This window comes from Citrobacter sp. JUb117, assembly GCF_024809055.1.
Taxonomy (GTDB): domain Bacteria; phylum Pseudomonadota; class Gammaproteobacteria; order Enterobacterales; family Enterobacteriaceae; genus Citrobacter; species Citrobacter gillenii.
The window spans coordinates 71,549-95,367 of the sequence record NZ_JANUFB010000004.1 but is presented as its reverse complement, the minus strand read 5'-3'; the positions used below and the strand labels follow the sequence as shown (position 1 = coordinate 95,367).

The 23,819-nt window shown below is 52.6% G+C and carries 20 protein-coding genes; 13 read left to right on the top strand and 7 right to left on the bottom strand.

The features are described 5' to 3' along the window. Window positions 1–336: 336 nt before the first annotated feature. The 4 genes from pdhR (at window position 337) to lpdA (ending at window position 7,432) form a co-directional block, all read left to right on the top strand. Window positions 337–1,101, top strand: a complete 765-nt coding sequence (pdhR, locus tag M2374_RS10445; RefSeq protein ID WP_096758283.1) for a pyruvate dehydrogenase complex transcriptional repressor PdhR — start codon at window positions 337–339, stop codon at window positions 1,099–1,101. Between the two features lie 163 nt (window positions 1,102–1,264). Then, window positions 1,265–3,928: a pyruvate dehydrogenase (acetyl-transferring), homodimeric type gene (gene aceE / locus M2374_RS10440; RefSeq protein WP_096758282.1), complete on the top strand. Its 2,664-nt coding sequence runs from the start codon at window positions 1,265–1,267 to the stop codon at window positions 3,926–3,928. A gap of 14 nt (window positions 3,929–3,942) precedes the next feature. Next, on the top strand, window positions 3,943–5,832 hold the full coding sequence (gene aceF / locus M2374_RS10435; protein WP_137361999.1) for a pyruvate dehydrogenase complex dihydrolipoyllysine-residue acetyltransferase: 1,890 nt from the start codon (window positions 3,943–3,945) through the stop codon (window positions 5,830–5,832). A gap of 175 nt (window positions 5,833–6,007) precedes the next feature. Continuing rightward, complete coding sequence (gene lpdA / locus M2374_RS10430; protein ID WP_096758280.1) at window positions 6,008–7,432, top strand: dihydrolipoyl dehydrogenase; 1,425 nt, start codon at window positions 6,008–6,010, stop codon at window positions 7,430–7,432. A 120-nt stretch (window positions 7,433–7,552) separates the two neighbouring features. On the opposite strand, the gene M2374_RS10425 is transcribed toward lpdA, so the two are convergent. After that, complete coding sequence (locus M2374_RS10425) at window positions 7,553–8,347, bottom strand: DUF2950 family protein (RefSeq protein ID WP_181490586.1); 795 nt, start codon at window positions 8,345–8,347, stop codon at window positions 7,553–7,555. A 10-nt stretch (window positions 8,348–8,357) separates the two neighbouring features. Next, the gene (locus M2374_RS10420) at window positions 8,358–9,962 is read right to left on the bottom strand and encodes a DUF3300 domain-containing protein (RefSeq protein ID WP_181688466.1); all 1,605 of its coding nucleotides are present in this window, start codon (window positions 9,960–9,962) and stop codon (window positions 8,358–8,360) included. 433 nt (window positions 9,963–10,395) lie between these two features. Here M2374_RS10420 and acnB point away from each other — a divergent pair, with 433 nt between their 5' ends. Beyond that, a complete protein-coding gene (gene acnB / locus M2374_RS10415) occupies window positions 10,396–12,993 on the top strand; it encodes a bifunctional aconitate hydratase 2/2-methylisocitrate dehydratase (protein WP_181218885.1) in 2,598 nt (865 codons plus the stop codon). 174 nt (window positions 12,994–13,167) lie between these two features. Next, on the top strand, window positions 13,168–13,530 hold the full coding sequence (gene yacL / locus M2374_RS10410) for a protein YacL (RefSeq protein WP_096758276.1): 363 nt from the start codon (window positions 13,168–13,170) through the stop codon (window positions 13,528–13,530). A 59-nt stretch (window positions 13,531–13,589) separates the two neighbouring features. Here the strand turns inward: yacL and M2374_RS10405 are convergent, their stop codons facing one another. Further along, window positions 13,590–13,937 (bottom strand): YacC family pilotin-like protein, encoded by a 348-nt coding sequence (locus tag M2374_RS10405; RefSeq protein ID WP_096758273.1) that lies wholly within the window; start codon window positions 13,935–13,937, stop codon window positions 13,590–13,592. 153 nt (window positions 13,938–14,090) lie between these two features. On the opposite strand from M2374_RS10405, the gene cueO reads away from it, so the two are divergent. From cueO to hpt, 3 genes are all read left to right on the top strand, one after another. Beyond that, a complete protein-coding gene (gene cueO / locus M2374_RS10400; protein ID WP_259154725.1) occupies window positions 14,091–15,701 on the top strand; it encodes a multicopper oxidase CueO in 1,611 nt (536 codons plus the stop codon). Between the two features lie 125 nt (window positions 15,702–15,826). Beyond that, complete coding sequence (locus M2374_RS10395) at window positions 15,827–16,351, top strand: hypothetical protein (protein ID WP_096758271.1); 525 nt, start codon at window positions 15,827–15,829, stop codon at window positions 16,349–16,351. 247 nt (window positions 16,352–16,598) lie between these two features. Beyond that, a complete protein-coding gene (gene hpt / locus M2374_RS10390; RefSeq protein WP_003018658.1) occupies window positions 16,599–17,135 on the top strand; it encodes a hypoxanthine phosphoribosyltransferase in 537 nt (178 codons plus the stop codon). A gap of 72 nt (window positions 17,136–17,207) precedes the next feature. On the opposite strand, the gene can is transcribed toward hpt, so the two are convergent. After that, window positions 17,208–17,870, bottom strand: a complete 663-nt coding sequence (gene can, locus M2374_RS10385; protein ID WP_096758270.1) for a carbonate dehydratase — start codon at window positions 17,868–17,870, stop codon at window positions 17,208–17,210. A gap of 101 nt (window positions 17,871–17,971) precedes the next feature. Between can and M2374_RS10380 the strand changes: the two genes are divergently transcribed. The 4 genes from M2374_RS10380 to M2374_RS10365 all read left to right on the top strand — a co-directional run bounded on the left by M2374_RS10380 (window position 17,972) and on the right by M2374_RS10365 (window position 21,500). Continuing rightward, complete coding sequence (locus M2374_RS10380; RefSeq protein ID WP_096758269.1) at window positions 17,972–18,898, top strand: ABC transporter ATP-binding protein; 927 nt, start codon at window positions 17,972–17,974, stop codon at window positions 18,896–18,898. Then, window positions 18,895–19,665, top strand: a complete 771-nt coding sequence (locus tag M2374_RS10375; RefSeq protein WP_096758268.1) for an ABC transporter permease — start codon at window positions 18,895–18,897, stop codon at window positions 19,663–19,665. The genes M2374_RS10380 and M2374_RS10375 overlap by 4 nt, the downstream gene beginning before the upstream one ends. A 103-nt stretch (window positions 19,666–19,768) precedes the next feature. Then, complete coding sequence (locus M2374_RS10370) at window positions 19,769–20,209, top strand: PTS sugar transporter subunit IIA (RefSeq protein WP_117342304.1); 441 nt, start codon at window positions 19,769–19,771, stop codon at window positions 20,207–20,209. A gap of 61 nt (window positions 20,210–20,270) precedes the next feature. Further along, a complete protein-coding gene (locus M2374_RS10365) occupies window positions 20,271–21,500 on the top strand; it encodes a polysaccharide deacetylase family protein (protein ID WP_096758266.1) in 1,230 nt (409 codons plus the stop codon). On the opposite strand, the gene M2374_RS10360 is transcribed toward M2374_RS10365, so the two are convergent. The 3 genes from M2374_RS10360 to M2374_RS10350 form a co-directional block, all read right to left on the bottom strand. Then, window positions 21,501–22,586 carry a fimbrial protein gene (locus M2374_RS10360; protein ID WP_181688463.1) on the bottom strand — a complete coding sequence of 362 codons (1,086 nt, stop codon included), beginning with the start codon at window positions 22,584–22,586 and terminating at the stop codon, window positions 21,501–21,503. A gap of 14 nt (window positions 22,587–22,600) precedes the next feature. Continuing rightward, entirely contained in the window at window positions 22,601–23,167 is a 567-nt protein-coding gene (locus M2374_RS10355) for a fimbrial-like protein (protein WP_117342301.1), read from the bottom strand. A gap of 72 nt (window positions 23,168–23,239) precedes the next feature. After that, window positions 23,240–23,797 (bottom strand): fimbrial protein, encoded by a 558-nt coding sequence (locus tag M2374_RS10350; protein ID WP_181490568.1) that lies wholly within the window; start codon window positions 23,795–23,797, stop codon window positions 23,240–23,242. Between the last annotated feature and the right edge of the window lie 22 nt (window positions 23,798–23,819).

Sequence of the window (23,819 nt, the reverse complement as noted above, 5' to 3'; positions counted from 1 at the left end):
TGTAAGCGCGAGTTTATCTACCACAAAATTTCCATTTTGAATTTTTATTCGTTAATTTTGCTTTTTAAATCGATATTTAAGCAGGTGAATCGGTTCAGATGGGATAATTTTTCGTTTCAATTACGTTAAAACTACCTCGTGGTGGGTAAATTTAACATTTGTGCATAGTTACATGTTTGAAACGTTATTTCTGTAATGTTGTTAAAATATGCCTCCTTTACTGATTTCAATCAAAACCTGTATGGACAGAAGGTGAATACTTTGTTACTTTAGCGTCAAGAACATGAAATTGGTAAGACCAATTGACTCCGGGCAAATGGCTTAAGACAGGAAATCATGGCCTACAGCAAAATCCGCCAACCAAAACTCTCCGATGTGATTGAGCAGCAGCTGGAGTTTTTAATTCTTGAGGGGACACTTCGCCCCGGAGAAAAACTCCCACCGGAACGTGAACTGGCAAAACAGTTCGACGTCTCCCGTCCCTCCTTGCGCGAGGCGATCCAACGTCTCGAAGCGAAGGGTTTGCTGCTTCGTCGTCAGGGCGGTGGCACTTTTGTTCAGAGCAGCCTGTGGCAGAGCTTTAGCGACCCACTGGTAGAGTTGCTCTCCGACCATCCTGAATCCCAGTTTGACCTGCTTGAGACGCGCCATGCGCTGGAAGGTATTGCTGCTTATTACGCCGCACTACGCAGCACGGATGAAGATAAAACGCGTATCCGTGAACTCCACCATGCGATCGAGCTTGCTCAACAGTCCGGCGATCTTGACGGCGAATCTGATGCCGTTCTCCAGTATCAAATTGCTGTCACCGAAGCGGCGCACAATGTGGTACTGCTCCATTTGCTCCGTTGTATGGAGCCGATGCTGGCCCAGAACGTTCGTCAAAACTTTGAATTGCTGTATTCGCGTCGGGATATGCTGCCGTTGGTAAGCAGTCACCGTACGCGTATTTTTGAAGCGATTATCGCCGGGAAGCCGGAAGAGGCACGCGAAGCGTCCCACCGTCACCTGGCGTTTATCGAAGAAATTCTCCTGGACAGAAGCCGTGAGGAAAGCCGTCGTGAACGCGCCTTACGCCGCCTGGAGCAACGAAAGAATTAGTGATTTTTCTGGCAGCAAGTTAACCAGAAGATGTTGTAAATCAAGCGCCATTTAAAATGCGCGGCAACTAAACGCAGAACCTGTCTTATTACGCTCTCTGGCGAGAACGTAATGGGACAGGTTCCAGATAACTCAACGTATTAGATAGATAAGGAATACCCCCATGTCAGAACGTTTCCCAAATGACGTGGATCCGATCGAAACTCGCGACTGGCTACAGGCGATCGAATCGGTCATCCGTGAAGAAGGTGTTGAGCGTGCTCAGTATCTGATCGACCAACTGCTTTCAGAAGCCCGCAAAGGCGGCGTGAAAGTAGCGGCAGGTACAGGGGCCAGCAATTATGTAAACACTATTGCCGTTGAAGATGAGCCGGAATACCCGGGCAATCTGGAGCTGGAACGTCGTATTCGTTCTGCTATCCGCTGGAACGCCATCATGACCGTACTGCGTGCGTCTAAAAAGGACCTCGAGCTGGGTGGCCACATGGCATCCTTCCAGTCCTCCGCAACGGTATATGATGTGTGCTTCAACCATTTCTTCCGTGCACGCAACGAGCAGGATGGCGGCGACCTGATTTACTTCCAGGGCCACATCTCTCCGGGCATCTATGCACGTGCATTCCTGGAAGGTCGTCTGACTGAAGAGCAGATGAACAACTTCCGTCAGGAAGTTCATGGCAAAGGCCTGTCTTCCTATCCGCACCCGAAACTGATGCCGGAATTCTGGCAGTTCCCGACCGTATCCATGGGTCTGGGTCCAATCGGTGCTATCTACCAGGCTAAATTCCTGAAGTATCTGGAACACCGTGGCCTGAAAGATACCTCTAAGCAGACCGTTTATGCCTTCCTGGGCGATGGCGAGATGGATGAGCCAGAATCTAAAGGCGCTATCACCATCGCGACCCGTGAAAAACTGGACAACCTGGTCTTTGTTATCAACTGTAACCTGCAGCGTCTTGACGGCCCGGTCACCGGTAACGGCAAGATTGTTAACGAACTGGAAGGCATCTTCGCAGGTGCTGGCTGGAACGTTATCAAAGTCATGTGGGGCGGTCGTTGGGATGAGCTGCTGCGTAAAGACACCAGCGGTAAACTGATCCAGCTGATGAACGAAACCGTTGACGGCGACTACCAGACCTTCAAATCCAAAGACGGCGCGTATGTTCGTGAGCACTTCTTCGGTAAATACCCGGAAACCGCAGCACTGGTTGCTGACTGGACTGACGAGCAGATTTGGGCGCTGAACCGTGGCGGTCACGATCCGAAGAAAGTTTACGCTGCACTGAAAAAAGCGCAGGAAACCAAAGGCAAAGCAACTGTAATCCTCGCCCATACCATCAAAGGTTACGGCATGGGTGACACCGCCGAAGGTAAAAACATCGCTCACCAGGTTAAGAAAATGAACATGGACGGCGTGCGTTACATCCGCGACCGTTTCAACGTTCCAGTTACCGATGAGCAGGTTGAAAACCTGTCTTACATTACCTTCCCGGAAGGTTCTGAAGAGCATACCTATCTGCACGCTCAGCGTCAGAAACTGCACGGCTACCTGCCGGCTCGTCAGCCTAACTTCACTGAGAAGCTGGAGCTGCCGGCGCTGGAAGACTTCGGTGCACTGCTGGAAGAGCAGAACAAAGAAATCTCCACCACTATCGCTTTCGTTCGTGCCCTGAACGTGATGCTGAAGAACAAGTCGATCAAAGATCGTCTGGTGCCGATCATCGCCGATGAAGCACGTACTTTCGGTATGGAAGGTCTGTTCCGTCAGATTGGTATCTACAGCCCGAACGGCCAGCAGTACACCCCGCAGGACCGTGAGCAGGTTGCTTACTACAAAGAAGACGAAAAAGGTCAGATCCTGCAGGAAGGTATCAACGAACTGGGTGCTGGTGCATCCTGGCTGGCGGCTGCGACCTCTTACAGCACCAACGATCTGCCGATGATCCCGTTCTACATCTACTACTCCATGTTCGGGTTCCAGCGTATCGGTGACCTGTGCTGGCAGGCGGGTGACCAGCAGGCGCGCGGCTTCCTGATCGGCGGGACTTCTGGTCGTACGACGCTGAACGGTGAGGGTCTGCAGCACGAAGATGGTCACAGCCATATTCAGTCTCTGACTATTCCGAACTGTATCTCTTACGATCCGTCTTACGCGTACGAAGTTGCGGTCATCATGCACGATGGTCTGGAGCGTATGTACGGTGAGAAACAAGAGAACGTTTACTACTACATCACCACGCTGAACGAAAACTACCACATGCCGGCAATGCCGGAAGGTGCTGAGGAAGGTATCCGTAAAGGTATCTACAAACTCGAAACCCTCGAAGGTAAGAAAGGTAAAGTTCAGCTGTTGGGCTCTGGTTCTATCCTGCGTCACGTCCGTGAAGCAGCGCAGATCCTGGCGAACGACTACGGCGTAGGTTCTGACGTGTATAGCGTCACGTCCTTCACTGAACTGGCGCGTGATGGCCAGGATTGTGAGCGCTGGAACATGCTGCATCCGCTGGAAACTCCGCGCGTTCCGTACATCGCTCAGGTGATGAACGACGCACCGGCTGTAGCATCTACTGACTATATGAAACTGTTTGCCGAACAGGTTCGTACTTATGTACCGGCTGATGATTATCGCGTACTGGGTACTGACGGCTTCGGTCGCTCTGACAGCCGTGAAAACCTGCGTCACCACTTCGAAGTTGATGCTTCCTATGTGGTTGTAGCGGCACTGGGCGAACTGGCTAAACGTGGCGAAATCGATAAGAAAGTGGTTGCTGACGCTATCACCAAATTCAATATCGATGCAGATAAAGTTAACCCGCGTCTGGCGTAAGAGGTAAAAGAAACATGGCTATCGAAATCAATGTACCGGACATCGGGGCTGATGAAGTTGAAATCACCGAGATCCTGGTCAAAGTAGGCGACAAAGTTGAAGCTGAACAGTCGCTGATCACCGTAGAAGGCGATAAAGCCTCTATGGAAGTTCCGTCCCCTCAGGCGGGTATCGTTAAAGAGATCAAAGTCTCTGTTGGCGACAAAACTGAGACCGGCAAACTGATCATGATTTTCGATTCCGCCGACGGTGCAGCAGCTGCTGCACCTGCTCCGGCAGAAGAGAAGCAAGCAGCCGCTCCGGCAGCTGCACCTGCTGCGGCAGCAGCGAAAGACGTACACGTACCGGACATCGGCGGCGACGAAGTTGAAGTCACCGAGATTATGGTCAAAGTCGGCGACACCGTTGCGGCTGAGCAGTCTCTGATCACCGTAGAAGGCGACAAAGCCTCTATGGAAGTCCCGGCACCGTTCGCGGGTACCGTGAAAGAGATCAAAATCAACACCGGCGACAAAGTGTCTACTGGCTCCCTGATTATGGTCTTCGAAGTCGCTGGTAGCGCGCCAGCCGCGGCACCAGCTCAGGCTGCTGCACCGGCAGCCGCAGCGGCTCCGGCAGCGTCTGGCTCTAAAGAAGTTAACGTACCGGACATCGGTGGTGACGAAGTTGAAGTCACTGAAGTGATGGTCAAAGTGGGCGATAAAATTGCCGCTGAGCAGTCACTGATCACCGTTGAAGGTGACAAAGCGTCGATGGAAGTGCCGGCACCGTTCGCGGGTACCGTGAAAGAAATCAAAATCAGCACCGGCGATAAAGTGAAAACCGGTTCTCTGATTATGGTCTTCGAAGTTGAAGGCGCGGCACCGGCTGCTGCCCCTGCGCAAGCGGCTGCTCCGGCTCAGGCCGCAGCACCTGCACCTGCCGCAGCTCCGGCTCAGGCCGCAAAAGCTGAAGGCAAATCTGACTTCGCAGAAAACGACGCTTACGTCCATGCAACGCCGCTGATTCGTCGCCTGGCGCGCGAATTCGGTGTGAATCTGGCGAAAGTGAAAGGGTCTGGCCGTAAAGGTCGTATCCTGCGCGAAGACGTTCAGGCTTACGTGAAAGACGCGGTTAAACGCGCTGAATCTGCACCGGCAGCTGCGGCTGGCGGCGGTATCCCGGGCATGCTGCCTTGGCCGAAAGTGGACTTCAGCAAGTTTGGTGAAATCGAAGAAGTGGAACTGGGTCGCATCCAGAAAATCTCTGGCGCTAACCTGAGCCGTAACTGGGTGATGATCCCGCACGTTACCCACTTCGACAAAACCGATATCACCGATCTGGAAGCGTTCCGTAAGCAGCAGAACGCCGAAGCTGAAAAACGTAAACTGGATGTGAAATTCACCCCAGTAGTCTTCATCATGAAAGCGGTCGCAGCGGCTCTCGAGCAGATGCCACGCTTCAACAGCTCCCTGTCCGAAGATGGCCAGAAGCTGACGCTGAAGAAATACATCAACATCGGTGTTGCGGTCGATACGCCAAATGGTCTGGTTGTTCCGGTCTTTAAAGATGTGAACAAGAAGAGCATTACCGAGCTGTCTCGTGAACTGACGGTGATCTCTAAGAAAGCGCGTGATGGTAAGCTGACGGCTGGCGAAATGCAGGGCGGTTGCTTCACTATCTCCAGCATCGGCGGCCTGGGGACTACCCACTTCGCACCGATTGTGAACGCGCCTGAAGTGGCTATCCTTGGCGTGTCCAAGTCGGCTATTGAACCGGTGTGGAATGGTAAAGAGTTTACTCCGCGTCTGATGATGCCGATTTCTCTCTCCTTTGACCACCGCGTGATTGACGGTGCTGATGGTGCTCGTTTCATTACCATCATCAACAACACGCTGTCTGACATTCGCCGTCTGGTGATGTAAGCAAAAAAGCCGGCCCGACGGCCGGCTTTTTTCTGGTAATCTCATGAAGTCAGTGAGGTTATTGTGCGAAAGACAAATCGGTTGCCGTTTGTTGTTTCAAAATTGTTAACAATTTTGTAAAATACCGGCGGATAGAACGACCCGGTGGACGACGGGTATAAATTAAGAGGTCATGATGAGCACTGAAATCAAAACTCAAGTCGTGGTACTTGGGGCAGGCCCGGCAGGTTACTCTGCTGCCTTCCGTTGCGCAGATTTAGGTCTGGAGACCGTCATCGTAGAACGTTACAGCACCCTTGGTGGTGTTTGTCTGAACGTCGGCTGTATCCCTTCTAAAGCGCTGTTGCACGTAGCAAAAGTTATCGAAGAAGCGAAAGCACTGGCCGATCACGGTATCGTCTTCGGTGAGCCGAAAACCGATATCGACAAGATTCGTACCTGGAAAGAAAAAGTTATCACCCAACTGACCGGCGGTCTGGCTGGTATGGCTAAAGGCCGTAAAGTGAAAGTGGTAAACGGTCTGGGTAAATTTACTGGGGCTAACACCCTGGAAGTTGAAGGCGAAAACGGTAAAACCGTGATCAACTTCGACAACGCTATCATCGCGGCGGGTTCCCGTCCGATTGAACTGCCATTTATTCCGCACGAAGACCCGCGTGTGTGGGATTCCACCGACGCACTGGAACTGAAAACCGTACCAAAACGCCTGCTGGTTATGGGTGGCGGTATCATCGGTCTGGAAATGGGGACCGTTTACCATGCGCTGGGTTCAGAGATTGACGTGGTTGAAATGTTCGACCAGGTTATCCCTGCTGCCGATAAAGACGTGGTAAAAGTCTTCACCAAACGTATCAGCAAGAAATTCAACCTGATGCTGGAAACCAAAGTGACTGCCGTTGAAGCGAAAGAAGACGGTATTTACGTTTCCATGGAAGGCAAAAAAGCACCTGCTGAAGCACAGCGTTACGATGCCGTACTGGTTGCTATTGGTCGTGTACCGAACGGTAAAAACCTCGATGCAGGCAAAGCGGGCGTTGAAGTTGATGATCGTGGCTTTATCCGCGTGGACAAACAGCTGCGTACCAACGTACCGCACATCTTTGCTATCGGCGATATCGTCGGTCAGCCGATGCTGGCGCACAAAGGTGTTCATGAAGGCCACGTTGCCGCTGAAGTTATCGCTGGTAAGAAACACTACTTCGATCCGAAAGTGATTCCGTCCATTGCCTACACCGAACCAGAAGTTGCCTGGGTCGGTCTGACCGAGAAAGAAGCGAAAGAAAAAGGCATCAGCTACGAAACCGCCACCTTCCCGTGGGCTGCTTCTGGCCGTGCTATCGCTTCTGACTGTGCAGACGGTATGACTAAACTGATTTTCGACAAAGAATCTCACCGTGTTATCGGTGGTGCGATTGTCGGTACCAACGGCGGCGAGCTGCTGGGCGAAATCGGTCTAGCGATCGAAATGGGTTGTGATGCGGAAGACATCGCGCTGACCATCCACGCACACCCGACTCTGCACGAGTCCGTGGGCCTGGCAGCTGAAATCTTTGAAGGTAGCATTACTGACCTGCCGAACCCGAAAGCGAAGAAGAAGTAATCTTCTGACTTTGTAAGAAACGCCTCTTCGGAGGCGTTTTTTTTGCCTGTAACGACCTGTAATCTCAGATAACCTGCTGGGTAGCACTCGCGCTGACCCGGCCTTAGGTTTTTCCCCGTTTTACTGCGTGACGGGTTGCCAGTTTTTATCCGGGGCGTAGGTGGTCAGCGCCTGCGCTTTTTCTTGTGATGCTTCACCAAGATCTGCCTGGTAGACGGTGTCATCGCCGTTAATCATAAAGCTCATCACGCCCGTATGACCGTAGCTGACGGGCCAGGCCACCATCGCAAAGCCACTGGTTTTGTCGGGAAGGATGCGGAAACGATAACCGTGATAACCCGTGCCAGGCTCTTGCGGGCTGAAGGCCGGTCCCAGAGGGCTTGGCGCTTCGCCTGGTGCAACGGGCCAGTACAGGCCATCCTTTTTCCCTTCCGTGCTGACAACCTTCTGCGCATACTTCTGGTTCATCGCAAAATAGCTCTGCTGAGCATCTACATAGGCGTGTAATGCCTCGATGGCGGCGAGTTCGTTGCGGCCAATTTCGCGAGTCTGGATCTCTTCGGCGGCTTGCTGCATATCAAATTGCCAGCCGGATGTGGTTTTGATCACCGGGATTGGCAACTGCCAGCCGCTGTCCCCGACAACAAGGTGCGCGGTATTGCCCTCGACGACGGTATTATGATGGACCTTCCAGTCACGCAAGAAGCGATCAACGGCATCAGGATCGACACCTTCTGGCGGCAGAAAATCGCGCCAGTCTTCTCCAAGCAGGTTGTTCATCGCACTTTCATTTTGTTCACCTATCGCGCTGGCCAGTGCGTCGGTTGCCTGGTCTGGTGTACTGAAAGATTGCTGTGCCATCGCGGTGGCCGAAACCATGAACAACACCATTCCACTGAGTAATTTCATTTTCATGTCGGTTCCCTTAACGATGACGGAGTTCACGGTGTTCAGTGCGCCCGCCGGATGCCTGGCGCGATGGTTGGTTGCGGGATATTTCCCTGCTCTGAGCGCCTCGCTGTTGCTGTGCTTGCCAGCTGCCTGAGCGACTATCGTTACCGCTCAGCGCATTGGCGCGCGGCTGACTAGTGCGCTGTTGAGTATTCCGCTGTTGCACGTTGCGTTGCTGTGCAGGTTGCGAAACCCGTTTCTCCTGTCTCTGCACGGTCGTCTGGCGAGTCTCTCGTTGTTGCGTGCTTGTCCGTTTCGCGGTTTGTGGTTTGGTGTCGTAGCCACGGTAGTTGTTGCGCTGAGAAATCTGCTTCAACTGTTGATTTGATGCCTGGCGCTGAGCATCTTTCGTTCCCGGGCGCGCGGTCTGAGAAAGCGTTTTACCCGTCGATTTCTCCATCTGACTCATGGCTGCCTGACGCTGGCTATCGCGGTTGACCGCTCTTTGCGGGTTTTGCTGGGTCGCACTGAGCCCGGTTGCCGTGTTTGTGGCGTGGAAGCGGTTATTGAGCTGGTTATTCGCATAGGGCACGCCCTCACGATAGGCCGGGTTATGCTGCCAGGTACGGTTGGCGTCAGTCAGCCGTTGACCACTGATTTTATTGAAGTTATCAACGTTGATATTGATGTTGTTATCGCCGTTGCGGTTATAACCGCCATGATTATCCCAGTCATCATTATTATGGTGGTGGTCCCAGTCGTCGTCGTCATCCCAGTCGATGTTGCTGAAGATGGCATAGGTTGTCGCTACCCCCAGACTGAAGCCTAAACCGTTAACGAAGCTGCTGCCAAATTGCTCACCGGGCGATGGCGGCAGATAGGTGGGCGGATAGGCGGTGTTTGGCCAGGTGCCGTACACCGTATTTGGGTTATAGGTCGGAACGTAAACCACCTGTGGATCGGCGGATTCAATTTTGATAACCGTTGGGCTTGTTGTGGTGGTGGTCGTGGTATGGGTTGTCGACTGACTGGTGTCGGTTTTCGTCGGTGCAGGCTTTGTTACGGTGGTAACCGTCTGCTGAGGCGTTGATTGTAATGCCCCGGTTTGCTGCGCCAGTGCGCGCAGGCGTTGAACCGAATCCATCACGTCTTGCGGCTGCGCGAGGAAAGCATCACCCAGGCTTTGTACCCACGGCGGATTTTCACCTAACAGTGACATCAACTGAGGAAACGCGACCAGTGATTTTACGCTAGGGTCCCAGGGCTGTCCGGCAACGGCCTGAATAGCGGCGTCACCCTGCATTTTAGGATTGTCTTTAGACCACTGCGCGGCCTGGATAACGTTGGCCGGGTAGGTCGCCGCCATCAAAATTTGCGACAGCAATGCATCCGGGTACAGCGCGACTGGCGCAACCCACTGATCGATTTGTGCGGCAGTGTATGTTGGTGCGACAGCAGGCGCGGATTGCACGGCAGGTGCAGCTACGGGTGCTGGAGCAGGTGCTGAAGGTTGTTGTGCGACAGGGGCCGGTGCAACGGGTTCCGTTGCGCGACTTTTGACGAACATCACGCCAGAGGCGGCAAACAGCCCGGCACTGCACAGAAGGACGAGCAGATGTGGCTTAAAGGGCAACTTCATAAAATGACTCCAACGAGACAAGCGCTGTGCCGTAAGGCGTTTCTGTTGCCGCGAGTATTATTCACCCGTGTTTTACAGTTTTGACTTTTATTGGGTAACCCCCCGGTATGTCCGGAAAAAGAGTGTGAACATTTATTACACAATTATATCTGATGCCTGAAAACGCGTAGAAATATTCTGATGCCGCCGTTTTAAATCAATCGCTTTAAGAGAGTGGGAGGGGACACAAATTTGCCTCGCCTCCTTGCTATACCATTCTTAACGATTCAGCCAATTTTTTATGTTGCTTTTTTGTAAACGGATTAACACTTAGTGAAAATCCTGTTATTGTGCCTTATGCGGTACCGGGCATTTACCCTACAAACTGCTGTCTCACAGGAGCGTGAAGAGAATCGCCTACCGCATATGACAATGAGAGCGAGGAGATACCGTCGTGCTAGAAGAATACCGTAAGCACGTAGCTGAGCGTGCCGCCTTAGGGATTGTGCCAAAACCGTTAGACGCAACCCAAATGGCCGCACTTGTCGAGCTGCTGAAGACCCCGCCTGTGGGCGAAGAAGAATTCCTGTTAGACCTGTTGATCAACCGCGTTCCTCCTGGCGTAGATGAAGCCGCTTATGTTAAAGCGGGTTTTCTTGCTGCCGTCGCGAAAGGCGACACTATGTCTCCGCTGGTGACACCCGAGAAAGCCATTGAACTGCTGGGCACCATGCAAGGCGGATACAACATTCATCCGCTGATTGACGCGCTGGACGATGCGAAACTGGCGCCGATTGCTGCCAAAGCGCTCTCTTCAACGCTGCTGATGTTCGATAACTTCTATGACGTAGAAGAAAAAGCCAAAGCGGGCAACGCCTACGCGAAGCAGGTAATGCAGTCCTGGGCCGATGCCGAATGGTTCCTGAACCGTCCAGCACTCGCTGAGAAAATGACCGTTACCGTGTTCAAAGTGACCGGCGAAACCAATACCGACGACCTGTCTCCGGCTCCGGATGCATGGTCGCGTCCGGATATCCCGCTGCACGCGCTGGCGATGTTGAAAAACGCCCGCGAAGGCATTGAGCCGGATCAACCGGGTGCCGTTGGTCCGATCAAACAGATTGAAGAACTGCAGAAGAAAGGCTACCCACTGGCCTACGTTGGCGACGTTGTCGGCACCGGTTCTTCACGTAAATCTGCGACCAACTCCGTACTGTGGTTCATGGGCGATGACATCCCGAACGTGCCGAACAAGCGCGGCGGTGGTCTGTGCCTCGGTGGTAAAATTGCGCCAATCTTCTTCAACACCATGGAAGATGCAGGCGCGCTGCCGATTGAAGTGGACGTAAACAACCTGAACATGGGCGACGTGATTGACGTTTACCCACTCAAAGGTGAAGTGCGTAACCATGAAACCAATGAACTGCTGGCGACCTTTGAGCTGAAAACCGATGTGCTGATTGACGAGGTACGCGCCGGTGGCCGTATTCCGCTGATCATCGGTCGCGGCCTGACCACCAAAGCGCGTGAAGCGCTGGGTCTGCCGCACAGCGACGTATTCCGTCAGGCGAAAGACGTGGCGGAAAGCAACCGCGGCTACTCGCTGGCACAGAAAATGGTCGGGCGTGCCTGCGGCGTTACCGGTATTCGTCCGGGTGCTTACTGCGAACCGAAAATGACCTCTGTAGGCTCTCAGGACACCACCGGTCCCATGACCCGTGATGAACTGAAAGACCTGGCGTGCCTGGGCTTCTCCGCAGATCTGGTGATGCAGTCGTTCTGTCATACCGCTGCCTATCCGAAGCCGGTTGACGTGACCACGCACCACACGCTGCCTGACTTCATCATGAACCGTGGCGGCGTCTCGCTGCGTCCGGGCGATGGTGTTATTCACTCGTGGCTGAACCGCATGCTGCTGCCGGATACCGTCGGTACCGGTGGTGACTCGCATACCCGTTTCCCGATCGGTATTTCCTTCCCGGCGGGTTCTGGTCTGGTAGCGTTTGCCGCTGCAACCGGCGTGATGCCACTGGACATGCCGGAGTCAGTGCTGGTGCGCTTCAAAGGCAAAATGCAGCCGGGTATCACCCTGCGCGATCTGGTCCATGCGATCCCGCTGTACGCGATCAAGCAGGGCCTGCTGACCGTTGAGAAGAAAGGTAAGAAAAACATCTTCTCCGGCCGCATCCTGGAAATCGAAGGCCTGCCGGATCTGAAAGTCGAGCAGGCATTTGAACTGACCGATGCGTCCGCTGAGCGTTCTGCTGCTGGCTGTACCATTAAGCTGAACAAAGAGCCGATCGTTGAGTACCTGACATCTAACATCGTCCTGCTCAAATGGATGATCGCCGAAGGTTACGGTGACCGTCGTACGCTGGAACGTCGTATCCAGGGCATGGAAAAATGGTTGGCAGATCCACAGCTGCTGGAAGCCGACGCTGACGCAGACTATGCGGCAGTGATCGACATCGATCTGGCGGATATCAAGGAGCCAATCCTGTGTGCGCCGAACGATCCTGACGACGCGCGTCTGCTGTCTGACGTGCAGGGTGAGAAGATCGACGAAGTGTTCATCGGTTCCTGCATGACCAACATTGGTCACTTCCGTGCCGCAGGTAAGCTGCTGGATGCGCATAAAGGCCAGCTGCCGACCCGTCTGTGGGTGGCACCGCCAACCCGTATGGATGCCGCACAGCTGACCGAAGAGGGCTATTACAGCGTCTTTGGTAAGAGCGGGGCGCGTATTGAGATCCCGGGCTGTTCACTGTGCATGGGTAACCAGGCGCGTGTGGCCGACGGTGCGACCGTGGTGTCAACGTCAACGCGTAACTTCCCGAACCGTTTAGGTACCGGCGCGAACGTTTATCTGGCGTCTGCGGAACTGGCGGCCGTGGCGGCGCTGATTGGCAAGCTGCCAACGGCGGAAGAGTATCAGACCTATGTTGCCCAGGTGGATAAAACCGCCGTGGATACCTACCGTTATCTGAACTTTGACCAGCTCTCTCAGTACACCGAGAAAGCGGACAGCGTGATTTTCCAGACGGCGGTATAATTCGCTAGCGGATTTTGCACAAAAACGCATCAATGCCCGGAGAGGTCAGCTTCTTCGGGCATTTTTATTTCTATTCCTTATACCCGTTACGCTTTTTTTCTGCCGCGCTGCTGCGATAATTACAGCAAGGTGCAGTGCGGTATTGGCGCACTGCCGGGAGCAGAGGAACACATTATGGATTACGAATTTCTGCGCGATATTACCGGAGTGGTAAAAGTGCGAATGTCCATGGGCCACGAAGTGGTAGGGCACTGGTTTAATGAAGAAGTGAAAGAGAACCTGGCCTTACTGGATGAAGTGGAACAGGCAGCGCGTGCGGTAAAAGGCAGTGAGCGTTCCTGGCAGCGGGCAGGGCATGAGTACACGCTCTGGCTGGATGGCGAAGAAGTGATGGTGCGTGCCAATCAACTGGAGTTTACGGGCGACGAAATGGAAGAAGGGATGAACTACTACGACGAAGAGAGTTTGTCTCTGTGCGGCGTCGAAGATTTCCTGCAGGTGGTGGCGGCATACCGCGAGTTTGTTCAGCAGAAATAATGATTGCCGTCGGATGTATTTTGTAGGCCGGATAAGCGCAAGCGCCATCCGGCATCACATTATTTAACGTAGGCCAACAGGCTCAGGGAGTCACGCGCCAGCGCTTTGCACTTTTTGGCAACCGGGATCCCGATACCGCTTAAATCGCGATAGCTGTCTTCACCGAGTGATTTCATGTCGAAGGTGTCGTAATTACTGAGGTCCCACTGGTTCTGCTGGGCAAAAAAGACCAGTGCGCGACGGATCTGCCCATTGGGCAAATTCTGGTATCCACAGTCATTTTTCAGAAAGACAAACACTGCCGTTAAATCGGCCATATCTTCGGCTTCGGACTCGCTGAGCGCGTAGCTATTTGCGCATACGGCCATCAGGCTACCGAACAAAATTGTTCTGAAAAACGTCTTCATTGCTTCTACCACTGCATCACGGAATTTAAACGTTAGCACACTGCGAGCGAAGCGACGACCTTTATTATCAGCGGTTCACTTGACCTTCCCGTAAGGGGAAGGCTTATGCTTAAAAGATAGCCTGCTTAAGCTGCTGAATATAAGGAAGTGATTATGCAACGTCGTGACTTTTTAAAGTACTCCGTGGCGCTGGGCGTCGCGTCAGCGTTACCTCTCTGGAGCCGTTCGGTTTTCGCTGCTGAGCGTCCTGCGTTACCTATCCCTGACCTGTTAACGACAGATGCTGCCGATCGTATACAGTTGATCGTTCAAGCCGGGCAGTCGACCTTTGCAGGTAAAACCGCGACCACCTGGGGATATAACGGTAATTTACTGGGACCGGCGCTGAAACTGCAGAAAGGTAAAGCGGTCACCGTTGATATCCATAATCAGCTGGCCGAAGAGACGACGCTGCACTGGCACGGCCTGGAAATTCCCGGCGACGTCGATGGCGGACCGCAAGGGGTTATTCAGGCGGGCGGGAAACGTTCTGTGACCTTCACGCCCGAACAACGGGCAGCGACCTGCTGGTTCCACCCACATCAGCACGGCAAAACCGGTCGTCAGGTGGCGATGGGGCTGGCCGGACTGGTGCTGATTGAAGATGAGGACATCCACAAACTGCTGTTGCCGAAACAGTGGGGCATTGATGATGTTCCGGTGATTATTCAGGACAAACAGTTCTCCGCAGACGGACAAATTAACTATCAGCTGGATACGATGACAGCCGCCGTCGGGTGGTTTGGCGATACGCTGCTGACTAACGGGGCGATGTATCCGCAGCATGCCGCGCCGCGCGGTTGGCTGCGTCTGCGTTTGCTGAATGGCTGTAACGCCCGCTCACTTAACGTGGCGGCCAGCGACAACCGTCCACTTTACGTCATTGCCAGCGACGGCGGACTGTTGGCAGAGCCGGTGAAAGTCTCCGAGCTGCCCATGCTGATGGGCGAACGGTTTGAAGTGCTGGTGGATATCAGCGATGGCAAAGCCTTTGATCTGGTCACGCTGCCGGTGAGTCAGATGGGGATGGCGATTGCGCCCTTTGATAAGCCGCATCCGGTGATGCGCATTCAGCCGTTGCGTATCACCGCTTCCGGTACGCTGCCGGACACGTTGACCACCCTGCCAGCCTTGCCTTCACTGGAAGGACTGACGGTGCGCAGGCTGCAGCTGTCTATGGACCCGATGCTCGACATGATGGGCATGCAGATGCTGATGCAGAAATATGGCGACCAGGCCATGGCAGGCATGGGGCATGGGCAGATGATGGGGCATATGAATAATGGCGAGATGGGCCACGGTAAAATGAATCATGGCAACATGAATCACGGTAATATGAATCACGGCAATATGGGCAGCATGGACCACGGCGGGACGTTCGATTTCCATAATGCCAACCGCATTAATGGCCAGGCATTTGATATGAATAAACCGATGTTTGCCGCGACGAAAGGTCAGCACGAACGCTGGGTGATTTCCGGGCAGGGCGACATGATGCTGCATCCGTTCCATATTCACGGCACCCAATTCCGCATTCTGTCTGAGAACGGTAAAGCACCGGCCGCGCATCGTGCGGGCTGGAAGGATACTGTTCGTGTTGAAGGCGGCGTCAGCGAAGTATTAGTGAAGTTTGATCACGATGCACCGAAAGAGCATGCCTATATGGCGCACTGCCATCTGTTAGAGCATGAAGACACCGGCATGATGCTCGGCTTTACCGTGTAACAAAATGACCGGATGGCATTTTTGCCATCCGGTAAAACAGGATGTTCTTAAAATAGGCATTTACCGTTTCATTCATTAGCGCGGCGGATATACTGATATGATTAATAATAAATCATGAGGTTAGAATGGATCTTTTCCGCAAGGTACTCACCGCATCTTTTGTCATGATGGTGGCGATTTCAGCGCATGCCGAAATGAAAATGCAACGCCAGAATATCCCGCAGCTCAATTTGAGTATCGAAATTCCGCAAACGCTGACGCCAATGTCCGACGAAATGGCGAAAATTAAATACCCTTCGGAAAATCGTCCGCAGGTTATTTATGGCGACGAGCGTGGCAAGGCCTCTTTAGGGATGACCGCCGGGCGCAGCGCGTTGCCCGCATCACAGTTGGATCAAGCGAAAGATGCGATGCTAAAAATGCTGACTAACTTCAAACCGCAGGCGGAAGCCGTGACCGTGGATGGGCATAAAGCCTGGCTGATTACCTTCCGCTCCCAGGCGCCGGATACCGAAATCCTGAATATGATGCTGGTAACGTCGGAAAAAGATAAAGCCGTGCAGGTCGCTTTTAATATGACCAAAGATTTGGTTGAACAATATCAGGATGTGGCGAAAGCATCGTTAATGTCGCTTAAATTTGATAAGTGATTGTTGTCAAAAATCTGAGAGCAATAAAGTACCCGCAGTAAATAGCGGGTATTTTTATTGAGTCTTGCCCAGGGCGGCCAGGGAAGACCCATGTTCTCTGTTCTGGTGTGGGGTAAAGATACCGTCATAGGACAACAGATGCCGCGAATAAAGGCTTTTACTGGTATACTTCGTACCTTGCGCTTAGATGCTGTCTTATTAAGAGTGAGCATTGAGTGATTTGTTTTTAAATCATATGGTTAGAGATATGAAACATACTGTAGAAGTCATGATCCCGGAAGCGGAGATCAAAGCGCGCATTGCTGAACTCGGGCGTCAGATTAACGAACGTTACAAGGACAGCGGCAGTGACATGGTGCTGGTTGGTCTGTTACGCGGCTCATTTATGTTTATGGCAGACCTGTGCCGTGAAGTGCATGTCTCCCACGAAGTCGACTTCATGACTGCCTCAAGCTACGGCAGCGGCATGTCGACTACCCGTGATGTTAAAATCCTCAAAGACCTGGATGAAGACATTCGTGGTAAAGATGTACTGATTGTCGAAGATATCATCGACTCCGGTAACACGCTGTCAAAAGTGCGTGAAATCCTCAGCCTGCGCGAGCCGAAATCTCTGGCTATTTGTACGCTGCTGGACAAACCCTCCCGTCGTGAAGTGAATGTTCCAGTCGAATTTATCGGCTTTTCCATTCCGGATGAGTTTGTTGTCGGTTATGGCATTGACTACGCCCAGCGTTATCGCCATCTGCCGTATGTTGGCAAAGTGGTACTGCTGGACGAGTAAAACTGCGAACGTGCCTGATGGTGAGCGTTTTGTAGGCCGGGTAAGGCGTAGCCGCCCCCCGGCAATGTTGAGTTACTTATGGTTACTGTGCTTTTGGCTGAGGTTCGACAGCCCCTGTCGGTAGCGCTGTTCTAGGGATTCACGGCTGGTGGCGGTCACGTCCAGATCGCGAAGTAGGCCATCATGAATACCGTAGGCCCATCCGTGAATAGTGACCTTCTGACCACGCTTCCAGGCTGAACGCATGATGGTGGAGTGGCCCAGGTTGTAGACCTGCTCCATGACATTCAACTCGCACAGTGTATCAATACGACGCTCCGGCGGCATTTCCCCGAGCAGTGAGCTGTGTTTAAACCAGATATCGCGGATATGCAGCAACCAGTTATCAATCAGTCCCAATTCTGTGTTTTCAATGGCGGCCTGTACGCCACCGCAACCGTAGTGCCCACAAATAATAATGTGTTCCACTTCCAGCACATCAACCGCATACTGAACCACTGAGAGGCAGTTCAGATCGGTATGAATTACCAGATTGGCAACATTACGGTGAACAAATAATTCGCCCGGTTCAAGACCGGTTAAACGTTCCGCGGGAACGCGGCTATCGGAGCATCCAATCCATAGAAAGCGCGGATTCTGCGCATGCGTCAGCGTTTCAAAAAATCCGGGGTCCTCTTCTATCAGCATCTTTGACCATAGTGCATTGTTGCTGATAAGTGTATCTATGTCTTTCATGGAGGCTGTAACCCAGTAAATTGCGTTGCGCTAATATAGGGTAACTCCTGATTTATTAAAACCAAATATCAAGTATTAGAATGTAAGGTAAGTAAAAAACCATGACCATTGCTCTGGAACTTCAACAACTTAAAAAGACTTATCCCGGTGGCGTTCAGGCGCTACGCGGCATAGATTTGCAAGTCGAAGCGGGTGATTTTTATGCGCTTTTAGGTCCTAACGGCGCAGGAAAGTCCACCACCATCGGGATTATCAGCTCGCTGGTGAACAAATCCTCAGGGCGGGTGAGCGTCTTTGGCTACGATCTTGAAAAAGATACGGTTAACGCTAAACGCCAGCTTGGGCTCGTGCCGCAGGAGTTTAACTTTAACCCGTTTGAAACCGTGCAGCAGATCGTGGTGAACCAGGCGGGCTATTACGGCGTTGAGTATAAAGAGGCGGTAAAACGCAGCGAAATTTATCTAAAACAGCTCGATCTGTGGGAAAAGCGTAACGAACGGGCGCGTATGCTGTCCGGCGGTATGAAGCGACGTTTGATGATCGCCCGTGCCTTGATGCATGAGCCGAAGCTGCTGATCCTCGATGAACCGACGGCGGGCGTTGATATCGAACTGCGTCGTTCAATGTGGGGATTTTTAAAAGATTTAAACGACAAAGGCACGACGATTATTCTGACCACCCACTACCTCGAAGAGGCGGAAATGCTGTGCCGTAATATCGGTATTATTCAGCATGGTGAGCTGGTGGAGAATACGTCGATGAAAAACCTGCTTTCCAAACTGAAATCCGAGACCTTTATTCTCGATTTAGCAGCGAAAAGCCCGTTGCCCAAACTGGAGGGCTATCAATACCGTCTGGTTGATACTTCCACGCTGGAAGTCGAAGTGCTGAGAGAGCAGGGGGTAAACAGCGTGTTTTCCCAGCTGAGCGCCCAGGGCGTTCAGGTATTGAGTATGCGTAACAAGGCGAACCGACTGGAGGAGCTGTTTGTTTCTCTGGTGCATGACAAACAAGGAGATCGCACATGATGCAGCTTTACTGGGTCGCACTGAAAAGCATCTGGGCGAAAGAGATCCACCGTTTTATGCGGATCTGGATCCAGACGCTGGTCCCACCGGTCATTACCATGACGCTGTATTTTATTATCTTCGGTAATTTGATTGGCTCACGCATCGGCGAAATGCACGGCTTTAGCTATATGCAGTTCATCGTACCGGGGCTGATTATGATGGCTGTCATTACCAATTCGTACGCCAACGTCGCGTCGTCATTTTTCAGCGCCAAGTTTCAACGCAACATTGAAGAACTGCTGGTCGCGCCGGTACCGACGCACGTCATTATTACCGGTTTTGTCGGTGGTGGCGTGGCGCGCGGGCTGTGCGTAGGTATTCTGGTGACCGCTATCTCCCTGTTCTTTGTGCCGTTTCAGGTACATTCGTGGGTCTTTGTGGCGCTTACGCTGGTGCTGACGGCGGTCCTGTTCTCGCTGGCCGGATTGCTGAATGCGGTTTTTGCCAAAACCTTTGACGATATCAGCCTGATCCCGACCTTTGTGCTGACACCGCTGACCTATCTGGGCGGCGTGTTCTACTCGCTAACGCTGCTGCCACCGTTCTGGCAGGGACTGTCGCACCTGAACCCGATTGTCTACATGATCAGTGGTTTCCGCTACGGTTTCCTCGGCATTCATGATGTACCGCTGGTCACGACCTTTGGCGTGCTGGTGGTGTTTATTGCCGCCTTTTATTTACTCTGCTGGTATCTGATTCAACGCGGACGTGGGTTACGTAGCTGATTCTTTCTTCCTCTCCCGGACCGGGAGAGGAAGACTTTTGATGTTTATCACCGTTATGTATTTATCACCCTGATAAACTACTTGTCTGCTAAGGAGGTAGGCAATGTTAGGTTGGGTGATTACCTGTCATGACGATACGGCACAGGATATGCTGCATCGTCTGGAAAAAAAGTTCGGCCCGCAGGCGCAATGCCGGGCGGTAGGGTTTTGGCGTGGACTGAGTTCAAATATGTTAAGTCGGATGATGTGCGATGCCCTGCATGACACCGATTCTGGCGAGGGTGTGATATTCCTGACGGATATTCCAGGTGCTGCGCCTTATCGCGCGGCGGCATTGATGAGCCATAAACATTCCCAGTGTGAAGTGATCTCAGGCGTGACGTATCCATTGCTTGAGCGAATGCTTTTGTCGCGAGAATCGATGAGCAGCGCGGCGTTTCGCAATCAAATTGTTTCCCTCGGCGGTCCTGATGTCACCAGCCTGTGGCATCAGCAACAGAAAAATCCCCCCTTTGTGTTGAAGCATGATTTGTATGAGTATTAAGCATTGGTATTGATGATGCTTTTGCTACAATAACCGAGGTTTTTCGCCTCGGTTATTCCATATGGTTATGCGTGCTCTGCTTATTCTGATGTTCCTGTTTTCTGGTTTTGCGGTTGCGGCGTTGCCTGCGCGCTATATGCAAACCACTGAAGATGCTGCTGTCTGGGCACAGGTTGGCAATAAAATGGTGACGGTAGGGAATATTCGTGCGGGCCAGATCCTCTCGGTCATTCCCGGTGGCGAAGACTATTACGCGTTTACCTTTGGCTTCGGTAAGGGATTTATCGATAAAGGCCATCTGGAGCGCGTTCAGGGGCGACAGAAGGTCGAAGATGGACTGGGCGATCTCAATAAGCCCCTGAGCAATCAGAACCTGATCACCTGGAAAGATACGCCGGTTTATAACGCCCCCGACGCCGGGAGTGCGCCGTTTGGCGTGCTGGCGGACAATCTGCGCTATCCCATAATAAACAAGCTGAAAGACAGGCTGAACCAGACGTGGTTTCAAATCCGTATTGGCGACCGGCTGGCTTATATCAGCGCCTTAGATGCTCAGACCGATAATGGGATCCCGGTGCTGACTTACCATCACATTCTGCGTGATGAAGAGAACACCCGTTTTCGCCATACCTCGACGACCACTTCCGTACGTGCTTTCAGCAACCAGATGACCTGGCTGCGTGATATGGGCTACACCACGCTGACGATGTACCAGTTAGAAGACTACGTGCGTAACCGCGCTAATCTGCCCGCGCGCGCGGTGGTAGTAACCTTTGACGATGGCCTGAAGTCGGTCAGCCGCTATGCGTATCCGGTGCTGAAGCAGTATGGGATGAAAGCAACGGCGTTTATTATCTCATCGCGTATTAAGCGGCATCCGCAAAAGTGGGATCCAAAATCGCTGCAGTTTATGAGCGTCTCCGAATTGAATGGCATCAGGGATGTGTTTGACTTTCAGTCACATACCCATTTTTTACATCGGGTAGATGGTTACCGTCGGCCGATCCTGCTGAGTCGTAGCCATCATAATATCCTGTTTGATTTTGCCCGTTCGCGGCGCGCGCTGGCGCAGTTTAATCCGCATGTGCTGTACCTCTCATACCCCTTTGGCAGTTATAACGCTACGGCGGTGACAGCGGCAGGAGAGGCGGGGTTTCACTTAGCGGTGACGACGGTGAAAGGGAAGGTGAAACCGGGGGATAATCCGTTCTTATTGAAAAGGCTTTATATTTTAAGAACGGATTCGCTAGAGACGATGTCGCGGCTGGTCAGTAACCAGCCGCAGGGGTAATCAAAAGTAGTCGATGGTGAAGGTGCCGATGGCTTTAAATTCGCCGGTGGTTATTGTGCTACCGTCATTGAGTGGGTAAATACTAGCGTAAAAGGGCAGGTTGTAGGAGGCGTTATTCGCGACGCTCGTCATTGGGCTCCAGATTTCAGCGCCAGGTTTAAAGGTATTTTCACCGTCGCGAGTTAGTGCATTGGTTTGCACGTAAACGCCAATCCCTTTCGCCGCAGTGCTGCCACTCAGCGTATTTTTGAGGAGCATATAGCCCATATCAGTGGTGGTACTGGCCGTTGAAGTCAGTTTAAAACGCATCCACACGGTGTTGGTACAGTACTTCATCTGTAACGTAAAGTTCTGAGAAGGCCAGTAGAGATCTCTGAGTGATGACATCATGATCTCGCCAAAATCAACGTTGTTGGTGCCGTTATTAGCCGATACCGCGGTGCAGGTTGCTGCGTAAACCGGCACGCTAAAGCTGGTCGGCGTAACGTTGATGGTCCACGGGTTGTTATCATCAGAATCTGCGGTGCCGATGCGAATTTGCCCCAGCGTGCGTGAATCTTTTGGCGTAATTGCGCTGACGTTGTTAAGGTTTCCAGCAAACCCGCTACCCTGGTATAGCGTTACGGTAGCTTTCATTTGCTTGCTGTCCCAGTAGCTTATGCTGCCGCTGTCGACCATGACCCACGAGCCTCCATTAGACGACGGAAAATAACCGCCGCCTCCGCCGGTGCTGTACATTTTTACCGCATAGTAAATACCGTCGACATTGGTAGGATAAAGCGCTCTGCCATCGGCCATACTGACCCTCGAGGCTTCGGTGGTATTCATATAAAATGCCACGCCGTCCTTTCCGTTATTGCAATAGGTCCAGAGATCACGGTCAAGCGAGGGATCAAAATAGGTGAGTTCATAGGTGGAGCTTGGGACGTCGTCGCTCACATAGTGAAATGAAATTGGGTTTGTCCCTCCGCCATTCAGCGCCATAGTGCCACTTTTGCCACTCTGTGAGAGGCGGCATTCTGTGCTTGCGCTGGCATTAAAATTCAGGGCCAATAGCGTTACCGGGAGTAGTAGATATTTAATCATGTCATCTTCCTTGATTATTGATAAATAGCATCAACCAGCACATGGCTGGTGATCTTTCCGGCGCTCACGATGCCGGTATTCTGGTAGCGGGCGTAAAAGTCGTAACGGGTCAGATAGTTGGCTGATGTTGAAACATCAATGGCGACGGATGAACTGCCGTCGCTATTGACGACGTTACGGTTATCGCTGCTGGAGAAAATCACGATACCGACGTTTTCCGCTCCGCCAGTGGCCGCGGGGGTGTCGTTGATAAATACCTGCTGGCTCTCGGCAGGCCAGGTGCCGTTTTGCGGCTGAAAGCGGAACACCATTGCGTTAACCGTTGTCGTATCATCAGCGCAGCTTTCGACGTTGACGCTAAACTGCGTGCCGCTGTCGGCATCGCCCGGTTGCAGGCGTGTTGTGCCGTCGCCGTTGTAAAACCAACTCCTTGAAACGATAGGTAAATGTACCAATCCGTTATCGGAGAGGGAGATCTGGCAAGTGTTCTCCACGACGTTAGCCGTGAGGGTGACGTCCAGACCTCCCGCGTCCTCATCCGCAAAGCAGGGGGCAGTGTAGAGTCCGCCAGTCACTCCCATTATCAGTAGTGCTCTCCCTAGTGAAGAGAGTATTTGGATGTTTAATGGCATGACGGCTCTACTCCTCTAGGTTTACTGATAGGTGACAACAAACGTGACCGGCGCGCTGACGCTGCCTGTCGTGACGTTAGAAATCGTTCTATCCTTGGCGATAACAATACGGGAGGCGAAAGCAACATCGAGCGTACTGCCGCTTATGGTGAGCTTTTGCGCGGGTTTGGTATTGCAGCTTAGCAGCGTTCCTGTTCCGGCTATGCCTTGCCAGACTTCAAAACCGGTGGCGTTACCAGCAGAGAATGAATCTCCATTAGTGCTTGGCCCTGAACACCCGCCCCCGGTACCGGAGACGACCTGATAGCTGGCGGTTTTGACGCCCGCGCAGTCGGTAAAGGCCACTTTGAACGGCTCGCTGCGGCTTTGTGCGACCAGATCTGACTTAAAGACCTCGCCGAAATCCAACGTACTGATAGCCTGACCACCGCTGTTCTGAATTTGTGCCGTACAGGTACCTGCTGAGACGGTCGTGGTAAAGGTTGCCGAAACGCTGCTGGTACCGGTTATTGCGGCAAAAGAGTGAGCGGAGAAAAGCACTGCACCGGCAACGCCGCCCAGAAATGATAATTTTTTCATCAAGAGATCCCTTTTCTGATGA

Coding starts and splice junctions, on each gene's coding strand:
- pdhR (WP_096758283.1), top strand. CDS start 337: ATGGCCTACAGCAAAATCCGCCAACCAAAACTCTCCGATGTGATTGAG.
- aceE (WP_096758282.1), top strand. CDS start 1,265: ATGTCAGAACGTTTCCCAAATGACGTGGATCCGATCGAAACTCGCGAC.
- aceF (WP_137361999.1), top strand. CDS start 3,943: ATGGCTATCGAAATCAATGTACCGGACATCGGGGCTGATGAAGTTGAA.
- lpdA (WP_096758280.1), top strand. CDS start 6,008: ATGAGCACTGAAATCAAAACTCAAGTCGTGGTACTTGGGGCAGGCCCG.
- M2374_RS10425 (WP_181490586.1), bottom strand. CDS start 8,347: ATGAAAATGAAATTACTCAGTGGAATGGTGTTGTTCATGGTTTCGGCC.
- M2374_RS10420 (WP_181688466.1), bottom strand. CDS start 9,962: ATGAAGTTGCCCTTTAAGCCACATCTGCTCGTCCTTCTGTGCAGTGCC.
- yacL (WP_096758276.1), top strand. CDS start 13,168: ATGGATTACGAATTTCTGCGCGATATTACCGGAGTGGTAAAAGTGCGA.
- M2374_RS10405 (WP_096758273.1), bottom strand. CDS start 13,937: ATGAAGACGTTTTTCAGAACAATTTTGTTCGGTAGCCTGATGGCCGTA.
- cueO (WP_259154725.1), top strand. CDS start 14,091: ATGCAACGTCGTGACTTTTTAAAGTACTCCGTGGCGCTGGGCGTCGCG.
- M2374_RS10395 (WP_096758271.1), top strand. CDS start 15,827: ATGGATCTTTTCCGCAAGGTACTCACCGCATCTTTTGTCATGATGGTG.
- hpt (WP_003018658.1), top strand. CDS start 16,599: ATGAAACATACTGTAGAAGTCATGATCCCGGAAGCGGAGATCAAAGCG.
- can (WP_096758270.1), bottom strand. CDS start 17,870: ATGAAAGACATAGATACACTTATCAGCAACAATGCACTATGGTCAAAG.
- M2374_RS10380 (WP_096758269.1), top strand. CDS start 17,972: ATGACCATTGCTCTGGAACTTCAACAACTTAAAAAGACTTATCCCGGT.
- M2374_RS10375 (WP_096758268.1), top strand. CDS start 18,895: ATGATGCAGCTTTACTGGGTCGCACTGAAAAGCATCTGGGCGAAAGAG.
- M2374_RS10370 (WP_117342304.1), top strand. CDS start 19,769: ATGTTAGGTTGGGTGATTACCTGTCATGACGATACGGCACAGGATATG.
- M2374_RS10365 (WP_096758266.1), top strand. CDS start 20,271: ATGGTTATGCGTGCTCTGCTTATTCTGATGTTCCTGTTTTCTGGTTTT.
- M2374_RS10360 (WP_181688463.1), bottom strand. CDS start 22,586: ATGATTAAATATCTACTACTCCCGGTAACGCTATTGGCCCTGAATTTT.
- M2374_RS10355 (WP_117342301.1), bottom strand. CDS start 23,167: ATGGGAGTGACTGGCGGACTCTACACTGCCCCCTGCTTTGCGGATGAG.
- M2374_RS10350 (WP_181490568.1), bottom strand. CDS start 23,797: ATGAAAAAATTATCATTTCTGGGCGGCGTTGCCGGTGCAGTGCTTTTC.